Genomic DNA, 15452 nt, shown 5'->3' on the forward strand with positions numbered 1-15452 from the left:
AGGAGCACTCATGCCTCGCTATCGCAGCGCCACTTCCACCTCCGGACGGAATATGGCTGGTGCCCGCGCCCTGTGGCGCGCCACCGGCGTCAAGGACGCCGACTTCGGCAAGCCGATTATCGCGATCGCCAACTCCTTCACCGAGTTCGTCCCCGGTCACGTGGGCCTGCGCGACGTCGGCAAGGTTGTGGCCGAGCAGATCGAGGCCAGCGGCGGTATCGCCAAGGAGTTCAACACCATCGCCGTGGATGACGGCATCGCCATGGGCCATGACGGCATGCTCTACTCCCTGCCCAGTCGTGACCTCATCGCTGACTCGGTGGAGTACATGGTCCAGGCCCACTGCGCCGACGCCCTGGTGTGCATCTCCAACTGCGACAAGATCACCCCCGGCATGCTCATGGCCTCCCTGCGCCTGAACATCCCGACGATCTTCGTCTCCGGTGGCCCGATGGAATCGGGAAAGATGACAACCGCGGACGGGGCGACCCGCAAGCTTGACCTCATCGACGCGATGATGGACTCCGCCGACCCCACGGTCTCCGACGCCGAGGTTGACGCCATCGAGCGCCTGGCTTGCCCCACCTGCGGTTCGTGCTCGGGTATGTTTACCGCCAACTCGATGAACTGCCTCACCGAGGCCCTGGGTATGGCCCTGCCGATGAACGGCTCCCTGCTGGCTACCCACTCCGACCGTGGTGAGCTCTTTGCCGAGGTGGGACGCCAGATCGTGGCCATCACCCGCGCCTACTACGAGGACGACGACGCCTCCGTCCTGCCGCGCTCGATCGCCACCAAGGCGGCCTTCGAGAACGCCATGAGCCTGGATATTGCCATGGGTGGTTCCACTAACACGGTGCTTCACCTGCTGGCTGCCGCCCAGGAGGCGGAGGTCGACTTCACCATGGCGGACATTGACCGCCTGTCGCGTCACGTCCCCCACCTGTGCAAGGTGGCTCCCTCGACCGCGCTCTACCACGTCGAGGACGTCCACCGTGCCGGCGGCATCATGGGCATCCTTGGCGAGCTCGACCGCGGTGGGCTGCTGGACACCTCCACCTCCAACGTGCTCGGTTCCACGCTCGCTGACGCCCTGGCCGCCTATGACATCGCCCGTCCGGGTGCCGACGGCGTGCCGGGCTCGGATGTGAGCCCCCAGATTCGTACCCGCTACCTCGCTGCCCCTGCTGGCGTGCGTACGACCCGGATGTTCTCACAGTCCTCGCGCTGGGAGTCGCTGGACACCGACCGCGAGAGCGGCTGCATCCGCGACATCGACCACGCCTACTCCGCCGACGGCGGGCTGGCCGTGCTGTTCGGCAACATCGCGGAGAAGGGCTGCATCGTCAAGACCGCTGGCGTGGACGCCTCGATCCTTACCTTCGCCGGACCGGCTGTGGTCTTTGAGTCCCAGGAGGACGCCGTCGAGGGGATCCTGGGTGGCAAGGTCAAGAGCGGGGACATCGTGGTCATCAACCACGAGGGTCCGCGTGGTGGCCCAGGGATGCAGGAGATGCTCTACCCGACCACCTACATCAAGTCGATGCACCTGGGTAAGGAGTGCGCGCTGCTGACCGACGGCCGTTTCTCTGGCGGCACCTCAGGCCTGTCCATCGGCCACGTCTCCCCGGAGGCTGCGGCTGGTGGCCTCATCGGTCTGGTCCACGACGGCGACCGCATCGAGATTGACATCCCCGCGCGCCGCATCGAGCTCATGGTGGACGAGGCGGAGATCGCTCGCCGTCGCCAGGCCGAGGAGGAGCGAGGAGACGCCGCCTGGTCCCCGCACGTGGAGCGGCCCCGTCAGGTCTCCACGGCCCTGCGTGCCTACGCCATGCTCGCCACCAGCGCGGACCTTGGTGCGGTGCGGGACAAGTCCAAGCTGCCGCGCTACTGAGCCTCAGGCTCGCAGCCCCAGTCGCGCGCGAGACTGGGGTCTCCGCTTATATTGATAATGAGTATCATGTAGATATAGTCTCCCTGTGTGACAATCATTCTCAACAACTTGCGGGTGATGACGCAGGCATCTCGCCGCAGTCGACCTCAGCTCCTGCTGGCCGGGGTGGGGTGCTGCGTGCCGCAGGGTGGATCTCTGGCCATCCTGGGAGCATCGGGCGCCGGGAAGTCCCTCACCGGTGCGGCGATCGCGGGCACGCTGCCGGCAGGCCTGGCTGCAACAGGGTCGCTGACCATCAACGGGCACGAGGTGCTGGACCAGCCCGCCTCCAGGAGACAGGCCTCGGCCCGGGTCTGCCTCATGCGCCAGGACCCGGCGACGGCCCTCCACCCTCTGCTCCCGATCGCGGCCCAGGTGACTGGGGCGGCCCGGGCGGCAGGGGCGGACCGTCGTCGTGCACGTGAGCGTGGCGAGCAGGTGATGGGCGAGGCAGGTCTTGACCGGCTGCTGTGGCCGCGCCTTCCGGGGCAGATGTCCGGTGGTTAGCGCCAGCGCGCGGCCCTGGCCCTGGCCCTGGCGGCCAGCCCGATCGCGCTGGTGGCCGACGAGCCAACCAGCTCCCTCGACTCCGTCGCCCGGGCGAGGTTCGTGCGCCTCCTGCACCATCTGCGTGCTCAGATGCGCGGCCTGGTCCCGGCGCTCATCCTCATCACGCACGACTGCACCGTTGCCGAGGCCTGCGACCAGGTCCTCGTGCTTGACGGCGGCAGGGTCGTGGAGACCGGCGCGGCCTCGACGCTCCTGACCGCTCCGCGCCACCGCGTGACTCGTGGGCTCGTGGACGCCTGGCGCCAGGAGCGCGACGCCGTGCTTGGGGCACGGCCGCGAGCGCGTCAGCCTCAGGGATCCCGGCGCCGGGCGGTGGGAAGGTGACGGCCTCTGCCCTCGCTGCGCAGGGGCTCGTGCGCTCCTACGCCGGCCCTGGCGGCCGGGTGCGCACGGTGGTGCAGGACGTGGACCTGTCCGTCTCGCAGGGCGAGCGAGTGGCCCTCGTGGGTGAGTCAGGATGCAGCAAGACCACCGTGCTGCGGGCTCTGGCTCTCCTGGATCGCCCCGGTCGCCATGGCGGCGGACGAATCCTGCTCGACGGCGTGCCGCTGACTCGCGCCCGGCTTGCGGGCACTGGCCGACGTGCCTACCGCAAGGCGGTGCAGTACGTCATCCAGGACCCGGCCGCCAGTCTTGACCCGCGGCGCGACCTCCTCTCTCAGGTCCTCCTGCCGCTGCGCTACCTCGGCCTCGGCGACGGGCGCCAGGAGCGTGAGGCGATGGCGGCGCACCAGCTCATGTCCGTCAACCTTCCGGACCGCCTGTGGAGGCGCTATCCCCACCAGGTCTCGGGAGGCCAGGCCCAGCGCGTGGCGATCGCGCGGGCCCTGGTTGTCAGCCCGCGCTTCCTGCTCATGGATGAACCGCTCTCCGGGCTGGACCCAGCGACCAGGCGCATGGTGACCGACCTCCTGGCCCACCTAGCCCGGCCGGGCAGCCCTGGCAAGGCCGGCGGCGCCGCCCAGCCCGGCGGTGCGGCGCCGCCTGAGCAAGGGCCTGCCCTGCTCATGGTCTGCCACGACCTGGGTGCGGCCTGCCGGCTGTGCGAACGCACCCTCGTCATGGAGGCGGGGCGCGTGGTCGAGGACGTTGCCACCTCCCAGCTGCTCAACGCCCCAGGCCACCGAGCCTCCCGGGCGCTGCTGGACGCGCTCGCGCCCGCCACCGATGTGATCACTCCCGCCAACCCTGACCGACAAGGAGAACGATGACTGTCTTGACCACATGCCCTCCCGTGTGCTCGCGCCGCCGGCTTCTCGCGCTCGCCGGCGTCGTGGCACTGGCGGGCGGCGGCGCTGCCTGCACCGCTTCCCCTGCCTCCGCTCCCAACGGACGCCTCCGCCTGGCGATGCTCCAGCCACCGCGCTCGGGCCTGAGCCCCTTGAGCGACGACGCCTTCAAGCTCTCGCGCTGGGCGACGGCACAAACCCTGCTCTACCTCGACTCAGACGGCGGGATCCTGGCCGGTCTGGCCACCGCTTGGAGCCGCGAGGACGAGTTGACCTGGCGACTGTCACTGCGTCAGGGCGTGACCTTCCATGACGGCACGGAGATGACCAGCGACCATGCCGCAGCCAGTCTGGCCTACGCGGCGGGCTACAGCGTCCCGCCACGGATCCTCGACGGTGTGCGCATGAGCGTGCGGGCGGACGGGACGGACCTGGTGGTCTCGACGGCGGAGCCGGACGCCCTCCTGCCTCAGCGCCTGACCAGCCCCCAGCTGGCGATCCTCTCCCCGGCTGCCTATCCCCCCGACGGCAGGGCGGATGGTCCGGTGGATCCCGTGGGGCACGGCACCGGCCCCTTCGTGCTGACGGCGGTGGACGGCACCGCCAGAGCCACCCTCGACCGTTTTCCTGGCTACTGGGGGAGTGCGGCCACGCTGGAGGGGATTGACGTCACCTTCGTGCCGGACGGCACGGCCCGGGCTGCCGCCCTGCGCTCAGGCGAGACGGACCTGGTCGAGGCGGTCCCGGTCTCCCAGGCGGCGACCATCGATCCCTCCCTGGTCCACGAGGTTCCCATGCCTCGCACGGCCACGCTCTACCTCAACACCGCCCGCGGGCCCATGAGCGATCCTGCCGTCCGCGCCGCGGTGCGCGACGCCGTCGATCCGGGGACGCTGGTGGACACGATGTACGAGGGCCACGCCGACGTGGCAGCGGGCCTGCTCGGCCCGGCGCTCAGCTGGGCGGCACCTCGACGCGGCTGGGGCTCTCAGCCCTACGCCGGGGCGCAGGGAGCCGCAGCGCGTGGCCTGGTGCCGGGAGCGCAGCAGGCCGGGACGGTCGCCCCGGGAACGGCGATCACGATCGGCAGCTACTCCGACCGTCCCGAACTGGCCGAGGCCGTGGTCGTGATCGCCCAGCAGCTGGAGGCAGCCGGCTTCACCGTGGCCACCGACGTACGGGAGTACGCACAGATCGAGGCCGACGCGCTGGCCGGACGCTTCGACGTCTTCCTGCTGTCACGGGCCACCGTCCTCGACTCAGGCGACCCCGTGGCCTACATGGTCTCTGACTTAGCCAGCACGGGGTCCTTCTCACTGTCCTTCCTGTCCGACGACGAGGTGGACCGGGCGGGGGACCTGCCGGTGGGGCAGGAGCGTCAGGATCTCATCATGCGGGCGGAGGAGAAGATCCTTGCCTGTGGGGCGGCCGTGCCGCTGCTGCACGAGCGGGTCCTGCACGGCGAGGCCGCCACCGTCAAGCAGGCCCAGCGCGATCCGCGGGAGCGGGAGCTCGTGACGACGAGCACGCGTCTGGCATGACGGCGCCCGCTCTTCCGTCTCTGACGCGGCTGGCACGCGGCGCGGACGGGGTGGTCCTGCTCTCGCGTGTGGCGGCGGTAGCCGGGGTGCTCCTGGGGATCGGTCTCATGCCCTGGTGGTCGAGCCACGACCCGGCGCTCACGGTCCTGCGGGCCTCCAGCACGGAGAGGGAGGCGACTGAGGAGGTCGTGGCCTCCCTACGCCGTCGCCTCGGGATCCAGGACGGGCCGTGGGCGACGATCGGTCACTGGCTGGCCAGGCTGGCCCACGGGGACCTCGGCACCTCCTGGGTCTCCGGGCAGCCGGTGGCCCATGGGACGGGTCAGGCGCTGGCGGTCTCCCTTACGCTCATGGCGGCCGCGATGGCGCTGGCGCTTCTCATCGCCGTCGGCCTCATGGTCCCGGCCCTGCGTGACGGGCTGGCTGGTCGGCAGCGACGACGTTCGGGTGCGCTCGGCGCTGCCCTGACCGCCCTGCCGGATTACCTTCTCGCGCCCGTGCTCGTGCTGAGCGTGTGCGTCGGTCTGGGCTGGCTGCCGCCCTACGGCTGGGGGCGGGCCGAGCAGGTCATCCTGCCGGTCGTGAGTCTGGGCGTGCCGGCGGGCGGGCTGCTGGGCGCGCTCGCGGTCGACGCCGTCACGGAGGTCTTTCGCCAGCACTGGGTGACGACGTGGGTCACGGCAGGTATCCGTGGACGCCGGCTCGTCCTGGCAGTCCTTCACCAGGCCCTCGTCCCCCTGCTCGGGCAGGTGGCGCTGGTCGTCGTCGGGCTGACCGGGGCCGGCGTGGCGGTGGAGAAGGTCTTCGCGGTCCCCGGCCTGGGGCGGGCGCTTCTTGGCGCGGCCAGCGCCCAGGACGTCCCGGCGCTCCAGGCCGGGATGCTCCTGCTCCTCCTGGTCGCCCTCGTCGCAGGAGCGCGGCCAGCGCCCCTGCGACGAGGGCTGGCTGGGGGTGCCGACGGCACAGGGTCCCTGGCTGCCGCACCACCGGCGCAGCCGAGTGGCCGAACGTCCCTGGTCCTGGCGTTGGCCGGTAGCGGTGGCCTGGCGGTCCTCATGCTCCTGGGAGCCGGCCGTGACCCCTACGCCGTCGTCGCCTCCCGCCTGGCCGGGCCGACGGCGTCGCTACCGCTGGGGGCGGATGCGCTCGGCCGCGACCTCCTGGCCCGGGTGGCGCACGGCGCCGTCGCCACACTGAGCAGCGCGGTGGTAGTCACCGGCGCCTGCCTGGTCATCGGGATCCTGGCGGGTCTGCTCCCGCGGGCGAGCACAGGGCTGGTCGAGGTCGGCAACGCGGTCCCCGCGGTGCTAGCGGGGCTCGTCGTCGCCGCCGTGGCCGGTCCCAGCCGGCACGGTGCGGCGATGGCCGTGGCCTGCGTGTCCTGGGCGCCGCTGGGTGCCCACGCCGCTGCCCTCATGCGCTCGGTGCGAGAGCGGCCCGACGTCGTCATGGCGCCGGCGCTCGGGGAGCCTTCCTGGCTGACGACGCTGACCCGGGTGCTGCCCGCCGTCGTCCCGGTGCTCGTCCGGCACGCCGCGCTGCGGCTGCCGGGGGTGGCCCTGGCCCTGACCGGGTTGGGCTTCCTGGGCCTGGGCGCCAAGGCGCCCTCCCCTGAGTGGGGGCTGGTGCTGGCCGAGGGGCTGGCCTACCTGGAGCGGGCGCCCTGGGCGGCCGGGGCGCCCGCCCTGGCCCTCGTGGCCCTGGCTGTCAGCGCGCTGGCCACCAGCCGGGTCCGGTGACGCACGCTGGACCAGCGCGGCCCGCTCCGGTGCGCCACGGCTACCCTGGGCGCGTGAACGAGCTCGGAAGCAATGGCACGACCTGGGACTCCGCCCGATACCTGCGGGAGGTGCTGCGAGCCCCTGTCTACGAGGCGGCGCAGCACACCCCGCTCCAGGTCATGGCGGGACTGAGCGCTCGGCTGGGTAACACCGTTGAGGCCAAGCGCGAGGACCTCCAGCCCGTGCACTCCTTCAAGATCCGTGGGGCCTACAACGCCATGCGCGCGCTCAGTGATGCCGAGCGCTCGCGTGGCGTGGTCACCGCCTCGGCGGGCAACCACGCCCAGGGCGTGGCGCGCTCGGCCGCGCTGCTGGGCGTGAGCGCCACGATCGTCATGCCGGTGGTGACCCCGCGGATCAAGGTCGACGCCGTGCGCGAGCTGGGCGGCCAGGTCCTGCTCTTCGGGGACAACTTTGACGCTGCCCAGGCAGAGGCTCGCAGGCTCTGCGAGGCGGAGGGACGCACCTTCATCCCGCCCTTCGACGATCCTCGCGTCATTGCGGGACAGGGAACGATCGGCCTGGAGATGATCCAGCAGGACGCCGAGCTCGATCGCGTGTTCGTTCCGGTGGGCGGAGGCGGTCTGGTCTCCGGGGTCGCCGTGCTCATCAAGCAGCTCATGCCCCAGGTCAGGGTGATCGGCGTGGAGCACGAGGAGTCGGCCTGCCTGACGGCCGCCCTGGCGGTGGGTGAGCCGGTGACGCTGGAGCGAGTGGGTCTGTTCGCGGAAGGCGTGGCCGTCAGGCGGATCGGGGATGAGACTTTCCGCATGTGCTCGGCCCTTCTCGACGACGTCGTCACGGTCTCCTCCGACGAGGTCTCCGCTGCCGTGCGGGACCTGTTCGAGGACCTGCGGGCGGTGCCCGAGCCAAGCGGTGCCGTGGGGCTGGCGGGTCTGAAGAAGTATGTGGCGGAGCACGCGATCCGCGGCGAGCGGCTGGCCTGTGTGCTCTCGGGCGCGAACCTCAACTTCCATCAGCTGCGCTATATCTGTGAGCGCAGCGAGATCGGTGAGCAGCGGGAGGCGATCCTCGGGGTGCACATCCCTGAGGTCCAGGGCGAGTTCCTGCGCTTCGCCTCCGTGCTGGGCGGGCGCGCGGTCACGGAGTTCAACTACCGTGTCTCGGCCTCGGCTGAGCCAGGGACGCCGGCGCGCATCTTCGTGGGTGTGCGGCTGACCCGTGGGCGTGAGGAGCGCGCCGAGATCGTGGCGGACGTGGAGAGGGCGGGCTACGCCGTGGTCGACCTGACGGATGACGAGCTGGCGAAGGTGCACGTGCGCTCGATGATCGGTGGGCGGGCACCGGTGGGGGTGACCGAGCGGCTCTTCTCCTTCGAGTTCCCTGAGGCTCCCGGCGCGCTGGTGCGCTTCCTGGAGGTCCTGGGCGCGCGCTGGAACATCACGCTCTTTCACTACCGCACCGACGGTGCGGACTACGGGCGGATCCTGTGCGCCTTCCAGACCGGGCAGGAGGCCGGTGAGCTGGAGGACCTGGTGGCTCATATGGACCAGCTGGGCTACGCCTACCGGGACGAGAGCCAGGATCCCTCAGCCCAGTTCTTCCTGGCGCGGTGAGGCCTGCAGGATTATTTGATGAGCTGATACTTGCGTGGGGACTCATCACGACTTAAAGTAGTTTACGGATCAATTAATTCTTCGTGCTAAGGAGTTCGTCATGGCCAAGATCGCCGTCGTCATCGGTTCTGTCCGTCCCAACCGGATCGGCGCCCAGGTCGCCGAGTGGGTGGCTGGCAAGGCCGCCAGCGTCGAGGGCGTCGAGGCCCAGGTGGTCGACCTGCGTGAGCTGGACCTGCCCCTGTTCGCCGAGGAGCTGCCCACCGCCATGGCGGCCCCCAAGGAGCCCAAGGCCCAGCCGTGGCTGCAGGCGATCAGCGAGGCTGACGGCGTCCTGTTCGTCACCCCCGAGTACAACCACTCCATCCCGGGTTCCCTGAAGAACGCCCTCGACTTCCTCACTCCGGCCTCGCTGGCTCACAAGGGTGTTGGTATCGTCTCCTACGGCTTCACCGGAGGTGTGCGCGCCGCCGAGCAGCTGCGTCTCATCCTGGCCAATTTCGAGGCGGCCACGGTCAACGCCCAGGTCATCCTGTCCATCCCGACCGACTTCGAGAACATGAGCGTGTTCAAGCCTGCTGCCTACCACGACGGCGAGGTCGAGAAGCAGACCGAGGCCGTCGTCGCCCGCAGCCAGGCCCTGGCCTCCCTGCGCTGAGCCCGGCTCGGGGCGCGCACGCCGTCCCGACGGACCACGAGTGCCTCGTTCGACCACAGTAGTGACGTCACTACGGTGGTCGAACGAGGCACTCGTGGTCGTAGGAGACCGAGATGGTCCGACGCGGCCTGAATCCTCAGGCCAGCTCCAGGCTGCGGTAGCGGTTGACGGCCGCGGCGACGTCAACCATGCGTGGACGGGCGAAGAAGGCCGGTCGCTGGCCAGGAGCGGCGACGGCGTCCAGCCCCTCCTCGTCCAGGAGCGCCTCGAGGTCCTCCAGGCACTGGGCGAGGGACGACTCGCCGTCGAAGCGCTGCTCCAGCAGGGCCCGTAAGCAGAAGGCAACCGCCTCGGCCTGCCCCGGGTCCACGATCCCAGCCACGTCGGCGACGTCGATCTCCTCGCGGTCGAGCGTCAGCGCCTGGGTGCCGCGCGAGCGCGTGCGCACCGGACCGCGGCGTACGCGCTCGGGCGCCGGCAGGGGCACGCGGGAGGCAGGCTCGGCGAAGTCGGCCAGAGCCGTGGCCTGGCGCGGTTGCTCAGCGACGACGCTGGCGGCGGCCTGGGTGGCGTCGCGCAGCTGGTAGGAGTCCAGCAGCAGGACGCGGTCGGCGACGTCGAGGTAGTCACCGGACCCGCCCATGACCAGGACCGTGGAGACACCCCGCTGCTCGGCCAGGGCGCCCACGCGGTCGACCAGCGGCGTGATCGGCTCGCGGTCGTCAGCCACGAGGGCGCGCATACGTCGGTCGCGAATGAGCAGGTTGGTCGCAGAGGTGTCCTCGTCCAGCAGCAAGGCGCTGGCGCCGGCCTCCGCCGCCTCAATGAGGGAGGCTGCCTGGGAGGTGGAGCCCGAGGCGTTCTTCGTGGTGAAGCTGGCGGTGTCACGGTCCCCCGGCAGGTGGGAGATGAAGGGCGTGAGGTCCACCCCGGTCACCGCACGACCGTCCGCGGCCCGCACCTTGACGGCGTCGGGCACGGTCGCCACGAGCTCACGGCCGTCACCGGGCACGTGCGGGTAGACACCCCGCTCGATGGCTGACAGCAGAGTCGACTTGCCGTGGTAGCCGCCGCCCACGATGAGCGTGACACCGGAGCCGATCGCGGTGCCGCGCACCGTGCCCGCATGAGGCAGGGACACCGTGGCGGCCAGGGACTCCGGAGCGGTCAAGGGCAGACCGCCAGAGCGCATGGGCTCGTCGCTCACGCCCGAGCGGCGGGGCAGCAGCGATCCGTCAGCGAGGAAGGCTACCCAGCCGTTGGTCATGACGGCCTCGCTCAGGGCGCGGTGGTCCTCCAGCGCCGCGACGTGGGCGAGCAGCCGCTCGGCGCGCTCGCCGGTCAGATCGAGGGCGGCACCGACCTCACGGGTCAGGTCGCGGTTGAAGATCCGCGAGGCCTCATGCCCCTGGATGGAGCGGCCGCGGGCCGGCAGCGCGACCCGTGCGCGGATCTCGATCATCCATGCCGCGGCGTCGGCCTGGCCCTGCTCGGTCTCCTGGGCTGGCCTCAGGGTGACGCTGGAGCGCTGAAGGATCTCCTGGCCGGGTGCGGCGATGGACAGGTTCGTGCCCTTGAATCCGGCGTGCAGCTCGCGGGTAAGGAAATCGGCCAGGGCGATCCGGCGATCGGTGGTGGCGAGCAGCTCGTGCTCGCCGAGCAGCGCCAGGCTTGGCAGGCTCGCGGGCACGAGGACGCGGATCTGGGTGGGCGGGGCGTAGGGGTCGGGCTGGACGCGGTCGACGTGCAGGGTCCACCCCTGCGGGGTGGAGTAACGGCCGACGATCGCCTTGTATGCAGCGTAGGAGCGGTTGTCCAGGGCGTGGAGATGGCCGACCAGGTCAGCCAGCACGCCGTCGCGCGGCTCGTCGTCATAACGACGCCGTGGCTCGCCGGAGCGTGAGCCGTGGCGGCCTCCGCCCTCGCCGCGCTGGTAGTCCTGGTTGCTGCGGCGAGAGCCAGGGCCACCTCGGTACCCACGGTCACCCCGACCACGCTGCCCGTGTCCTCCGAAGGTAGGTCCGTACTCACTCATGGCCCTGATCCTGGCACAGGAGCAGGGCCATGAGTGAGTACGGACGCATCCCCTGCTCGCGCGGGGGACACGGTCTCCTGCCTCAGCCCTCCAGGGCGTCGGGCGCGAGGATGTCCGTCTGGGCCGGCATGCTGGCGATACCGACCGGGCAGGTCACGCCGTTGGGTCCGTGGTTGCAGTAGCCGTCCGGGTTCTTCTCCAGGTAGCCCTGGTGGTACTCCTCGGCCAGGTAGAAGGGGCCGCCGAAGTTACGGTAGAGCGAGGCGGCGTCGTCGATCGTGGTGACGCACTGCCCCATGCCGAGCCGGGTGAGCTCGCCCTGGAAAAGCCCGCGGATCTCGCGGGCGGCTGCGGCCTGCTGCGGGGTCGTGGTCCACACCGCGGAGCGGTACTGGGTGCCGATGTCGTTGCCGTGGCGGTTGAGCTGGGTGGAGTCGTGGTTCTCCCAGAAGGTGCGCAGCAGCGCCTGCGCGCCCTCGCCGACGACGGCGGGGTCGTAAGCCACCCGGACCGTCTCGGCGTGGCCGGTCTCGCCCGTGCAGACCTCGCGGTAGGTGGCGTTGGGGGTGGTGCCGCCCATGTATCCCACTGCCGTGGCGACGACGCCGGGCTGGCGCCACAGGAAACGCTCGACACCCCAGAAGCAGCCGCCAGCAAGGTAGATGACCTCGGTGCCCTCGGGCCACGGGCCGGACAGGGGTGTGCCGAGGACGGCGTGCTCGCCGGGCTCGGGTAGCAGCGTCTCCTCGCGGCCGGGAATGAGGGTGTTGCGTGCGGGCTGGCTCGTCATAGGAACCACGCTACCGGGCGGCCGGGGACGGGTGAGTGTGAGGAGAAGCAGGATCCGCCGAGGGCGGAGTCGGATGGTGCGAGCGAGGCAGGTCGCATGGGGGGCGACGGCGCCGGCGCGGTAGGTGGACCGGGCGGGAAACGCGTTGCGGGGCAGGGCTACAGTGGCGGCTCAGCCGGTCGGGCCTGGCGTAAGGCTCGCGCGGACAGACAAGGAGCCAGGAGGGCACGTATGGGGTTCGATCGTGCGCCGCAGGTCCAGGTACGGCGCTGTACGGCCCAGGACGCGGCTGTGCTGGCACAGGTCTGCGCCGAGACCTTCCAGGACACCTTCGCCGCAGACAACACGGCCAAGGACATGGAGGTCTTCCTCGCCGAGTCCTACAGCCCGCAGGTCCTGGCCGCCGAGCTGGCGGACCCGGAGAGCAGCTACTGGCTGGCCACCGTGGACGGCATTCCGGCCGCCTACCTCAAGACCAACGTCGGCAAGGCGCAGACCGAGCCGGTGGAGGGCCGTATCCCGCAGCCGTCCCTAGAGGTCCAGCGGATCTACGTCCGCCTGCCCTACAAGCGCCGAGGGCTGGGAGCCAGGTTGATGGGGGTGGCCTTGGACGAGGCTCGCGCGCACGCAGCGGCCTCGATCTGGCTGGGAGTGTGGGAGCGCAATACTGCTGCCCTGGCCTTCTACGAGCGTCTGGGCTTCACCCGCTTTGGTGAGCACGTCTTCCAGGTGGGCTCTGACGCGCAGACGGACTACCTCATGGTCTGTCCGGTGGAGCGGCTTGCCATGGTGTGACCTCGCGCGGTGCCACCGCCCACGTGCTGGGCGGTGGGCTACAGTGAGGAGTTCCATCTCAATCGTCGACTTCAAGGAGAGGTCATGGCCCAGGACACGGAGGCCACCAGCCAGGGCACCTGGCTCACCAAGGACGCCTACGACCGGCTCACCGCTGAGCTGGCCCGGCGCCAGGAGGTGGACCGCAAGGAGATTGCCCAGCGCGTCGAGGCTGCTCGCCAGGAGGGCGACCTGCGTGAGAACGCTGGCTACCACGCGGCGCGAGAAGAGGCGGCGCTCAACGAGGCCCGCATCGCCCAGCTCACCGAGCTGCTGGAGAAGGCGGAGATCGGAGAGGTCGCTGACGACGGCACGGTCTCGGCCGGCACGATCGTCACCGCCAAGATCGGTGCCAAGGAGCAGGTATTTGCTCTGGGGGGGCAGGAGATCACGGCTGACGTCCCCGAGGGTGTCAAGGTCTTCTCCCCGGACGCCCCGCTGGGCAAGGCCCTCATGGGGCACAAGGCTGGCGAGACCGTCTCCTACCAGGCCCCTAACGGCAAGGAGATCAAGGCCGAGATCATCGACGTCAAGGTCCTGTGAGCCCTGCGGGGCTCTGAGAGCCCACAAGGGCCGGGGCCGGGCTGTCCGGACGGGCGGGTGTGCATGCGGCGCACCCGCCCGTGCCTTGTCCCGGCGCCTGTCAGCCCAGCACCGCGAGGTAGCAGGCCACGCACTGGCAGACCCACGCTGCCACGGTGCACACGTGGAAGACCTCGTGGAAGCCGAACCACCGCGGGAAGGGATCAGGGCGCTTGCGGGCGTAGATGACTCCGCCGATGGTGTAGATGACGCCGCCGGCCACCAGCAGCCACACGATCGCCGCCCCGCCCGCGACCCAGAACTGTGGCAGGAACCAGACCGCGACCCATCCCAGCAGGATGTAGAGCAACGTGGAGAACCAGCGCGGCGCCGTCGGCCAGGCCAGCGAGGTGATGATGCCGGCCGCCGCGCCTCCCCACACGATCCCGAGGACCAGCAGTGCGGTGCGTGGGTTGAGCAGCGAGACGGACAGGGGCGTGTAGGTCCCGGCGATGAGCAGGAAGATATTGGCGTGGTCGAAGCGCTGGAGGGCGGTCGAGACCTTGGTGGGCCAGTAGCCGTTGGACAGGTGGTAGATGCCCGAGTTGCCGAACAGCAGCAGGGAGCACACGAGGTAGGCGGCGCAGGCCCAGCTGCGCGCGGCACCGGGGGCCAGGACCGTGAGCACGATGCACGCCGCCAGTGCCAGGGGCGTGGTGCAGGCGTGGATCCATCCACGCAGCCGTGGCTTGACCATACGTACCGCCCCGGCTGCGGCCTCCTTGACGGAGCCGACCGTACTAGCGACGTTCTTGGTCACGGCGCCAGCCGTCTGCGGCGTCGTGGGGGTCTTCCTGGGCACCGTGGCCTCCTCGGTGTCGGGGTTGGGCGGCGACGGCGAAGCGTGGCACCTACGGAACCTACGGTTCCGTAGGTTACGCATTCGTAGGTTACTCCTGTGGTGGGGAGGGTGGGTAGCGGGCGTGCGTGTCATGCCCGTGCTGATCCGCCACGACGGGGCGACGCGCTACCGTTGCCGCAAGGCCCAGGTCCCTGGGTTGCCCGGCGTGTGGCGGGTGCGGAGAAGGAAGGCTGGTAGAGCGTGGCTGGAGACGGTCTTGTCTACGAGATCTACGAGCGTCGCCTGGCTGCTCAGGTCGACCCGCAGCAGGTGCCTGGGCACGTAGGCGTCATCCTGGACGGCAACCGTCGGTGGGCCAAGCAGATGGGCTTCGTCACCTCTCAAGGGCACAAGCGCGGTGCGGACAAGATCGAGGAGTTCCTCGGCTGGGCCGAGGACGCCGGCGTGAGGGTGGTGACCCTGTGGCTGCTGTCCACGGACAACCTCTCGCGCGACCCCGCCGAGCTCTCCCCTCTCCTGGACATCATCGCCCAGGCGGTTGAGAGCCTGGCGGCCGCGCAGCGCTGGAGCCTGCGACTGGTCGGAGCGGTTGATCTGCTCCCCGATCCTCTGGCTGAACGCCTGCGTCAGGCCGTGGCCTCCACCCACGCCGCCGGCGGTGAGGCGGACCCGGGTGACGGACGGGTCCAGGTCAATATCGCCGTCGGCTACGGCGGGAGGCAGGAGATCGCCGACGCGGTCCGCGATCTCCTGCGCGAGCGGGCCGCGGCCGGGGCCACCCTGGAGGAGGTAGCGGACTCGCTGTCCGAGGAGGACATCACCGAGCACCTGTACACCAAGGGGCAGCCTGATCCGGACCTGGTCATCCGCACCTCGGGTGAGCAGCGTCTGTCCGGCTTCCTGCTGTGGCAGTCGGTGCACTCGGAGTACTACTTCTGTGAGGTCTACTGGCCGGATTTCCGGCGTATCGACTTCCTGCGCGCGCTGCGCGACTACTCGCGCCGGGAGCGCCGCCTGGGCCGTTAGCCCCTCGATCTGGGGCCTAGTGGCGCTGAGCGAACTCGTTACGCAGTGTTCGCCTGACCTTTGCCCGGATTGGCCGCAGGTGGCGAGTGTG

The 15452-nt window shown here is 70.3% G+C and carries 14 protein-coding genes; 11 read left to right on the forward strand and 3 right to left on the reverse strand.

Translation table 11 applies throughout. The features are described 5' to 3' along the window. The first annotated feature begins 10 nt into the window (after window positions 1–10). The 8 genes from ilvD (at window position 11) to CYJ26_RS09635 (ending at window position 9292) form a co-directional block, all read left to right on the forward strand. Window positions 11–1897, forward strand: a complete 1887-nt coding sequence (ilvD, locus tag CYJ26_RS09600) for a dihydroxy-acid dehydratase (RefSeq protein WP_034236198.1) — start codon at window positions 11–13, stop codon at window positions 1895–1897. An 87-nt stretch (window positions 1898–1984) separates the two neighbouring features. Beyond that, complete coding sequence (locus tag CYJ26_RS09605; RefSeq protein WP_101638330.1) at window positions 1985–2443, forward strand: ATP-binding cassette domain-containing protein; 459 nt, start codon at window positions 1985–1987, stop codon at window positions 2441–2443. A 51-nt stretch (window positions 2444–2494) separates the two neighbouring features. After that, window positions 2495–2830, forward strand: a complete 336-nt coding sequence (locus CYJ26_RS09610; protein ID WP_006548872.1) for an ABC transporter ATP-binding protein — start codon at window positions 2495–2497, stop codon at window positions 2828–2830. Then, complete coding sequence (locus tag CYJ26_RS09615) at window positions 2827–3717, forward strand: ABC transporter ATP-binding protein (RefSeq protein ID WP_244902065.1); 891 nt, start codon at window positions 2827–2829, stop codon at window positions 3715–3717. The genes CYJ26_RS09610 and CYJ26_RS09615 overlap by 4 nt, the downstream gene beginning before the upstream one ends. Then, window positions 3714–5276: an ABC transporter substrate-binding protein gene (locus CYJ26_RS09620; protein WP_180950885.1), complete on the forward strand. Its 1563-nt coding sequence runs from the start codon at window positions 3714–3716 to the stop codon at window positions 5274–5276. Before CYJ26_RS09615 ends, CYJ26_RS09620 begins: the two co-directional genes overlap by 4 nt. Then, a complete protein-coding gene (locus tag CYJ26_RS09625) occupies window positions 5273–7015 on the forward strand; it encodes an ABC transporter permease subunit (protein WP_101638331.1) in 1743 nt (580 codons plus the stop codon). Before CYJ26_RS09620 ends, CYJ26_RS09625 begins: the two co-directional genes overlap by 4 nt. 53 nt (window positions 7016–7068) lie before the next feature. After that, the gene (gene ilvA / locus CYJ26_RS09630; RefSeq protein WP_006548879.1) at window positions 7069–8634 is read left to right on the forward strand and encodes a threonine ammonia-lyase, biosynthetic; all 1566 of its coding nucleotides are present in this window, start codon (window positions 7069–7071) and stop codon (window positions 8632–8634) included. A gap of 100 nt (window positions 8635–8734) precedes the next feature. Further along, entirely contained in the window at window positions 8735–9292 is a 558-nt protein-coding gene (locus CYJ26_RS09635; protein ID WP_006548881.1) for an NADPH-dependent FMN reductase, read from the forward strand. Between the two features lie 136 nt (window positions 9293–9428). Here CYJ26_RS09635 and CYJ26_RS09640 read toward each other — a convergent pair whose 3' ends face one another. Beyond that, the gene (locus CYJ26_RS09640; protein ID WP_101638332.1) at window positions 9429–11327 is read right to left on the reverse strand and encodes an ABC-ATPase domain-containing protein; all 1899 of its coding nucleotides are present in this window, start codon (window positions 11325–11327) and stop codon (window positions 9429–9431) included. Window positions 11328–11409: 82 nt separating this feature from the next. After that, window positions 11410–12117 carry a peptide-methionine (S)-S-oxide reductase MsrA gene (gene msrA / locus CYJ26_RS09645; RefSeq protein ID WP_101638333.1) on the reverse strand — a complete coding sequence of 236 codons (708 nt, stop codon included), beginning with the start codon at window positions 12115–12117 and terminating at the stop codon, window positions 11410–11412. Window positions 12118–12348: 231 nt separating this feature from the next. Here msrA and CYJ26_RS09650 point away from each other — a divergent pair, with 231 nt between their 5' ends. Continuing rightward, window positions 12349–12912, forward strand: coding sequence for a GNAT family N-acetyltransferase (locus tag CYJ26_RS09650; protein ID WP_006548884.1), 564 nt, complete (start codon window positions 12349–12351; stop codon window positions 12910–12912). A gap of 84 nt (window positions 12913–12996) precedes the next feature. Further along, entirely contained in the window at window positions 12997–13494 is a 498-nt protein-coding gene (locus CYJ26_RS09655) for a GreA/GreB family elongation factor (RefSeq protein ID WP_006548886.1), read from the forward strand. Window positions 13495–13594: 100 nt separating this feature from the next. Here CYJ26_RS09655 and trhA read toward each other — a convergent pair whose 3' ends face one another. Beyond that, window positions 13595–14335 carry a PAQR family membrane homeostasis protein TrhA gene (gene trhA, locus CYJ26_RS09660; protein ID WP_006548888.1) on the reverse strand — a complete coding sequence of 247 codons (741 nt, stop codon included), beginning with the start codon at window positions 14333–14335 and terminating at the stop codon, window positions 13595–13597. A 240-nt stretch (window positions 14336–14575) separates the two neighbouring features. Between trhA and CYJ26_RS09665 the strand changes: the two genes are divergently transcribed. Next, entirely contained in the window at window positions 14576–15361 is a 786-nt protein-coding gene (locus tag CYJ26_RS09665; RefSeq protein WP_006548889.1) for an isoprenyl transferase, read from the forward strand. Window positions 15362–15452 lie beyond the last annotated feature (91 nt).

This window comes from Actinomyces urogenitalis (assembly GCF_002861525.1).
Classification (GTDB): Bacteria; Actinomycetota; Actinomycetes; order Actinomycetales; family Actinomycetaceae; genus Actinomyces; species Actinomyces urogenitalis.

What these genes read in the sequence shown, in the direction of transcription:
- CYJ26_RS09620 (WP_180950885.1), top strand. Translation starts at nt 3,714, where the DNA reads ATGACTGTCTTGACCACATGCCCTCCCGTGTGCTCGCGCCGCCGGCTT.
- CYJ26_RS09640 (WP_101638332.1), bottom strand. Translation starts at nt 11,327, where the DNA reads ATGAGTGAGTACGGACCTACCTTCGGAGGACACGGGCAGCGTGGTCGG.
- CYJ26_RS09625 (WP_101638331.1), top strand. Translation starts at nt 5,273, where the DNA reads ATGACGGCGCCCGCTCTTCCGTCTCTGACGCGGCTGGCACGCGGCGCG.
- ilvD (WP_034236198.1), top strand. Translation starts at nt 11, where the DNA reads ATGCCTCGCTATCGCAGCGCCACTTCCACCTCCGGACGGAATATGGCT.
- CYJ26_RS09655 (WP_006548886.1), top strand. Translation starts at nt 12,997, where the DNA reads ATGGCCCAGGACACGGAGGCCACCAGCCAGGGCACCTGGCTCACCAAG.
- CYJ26_RS09635 (WP_006548881.1), top strand. Translation starts at nt 8,735, where the DNA reads ATGGCCAAGATCGCCGTCGTCATCGGTTCTGTCCGTCCCAACCGGATC.
- msrA (WP_101638333.1), bottom strand. Translation starts at nt 12,117, where the DNA reads ATGACGAGCCAGCCCGCACGCAACACCCTCATTCCCGGCCGCGAGGAG.
- CYJ26_RS09650 (WP_006548884.1), top strand. Translation starts at nt 12,349, where the DNA reads ATGGGGTTCGATCGTGCGCCGCAGGTCCAGGTACGGCGCTGTACGGCC.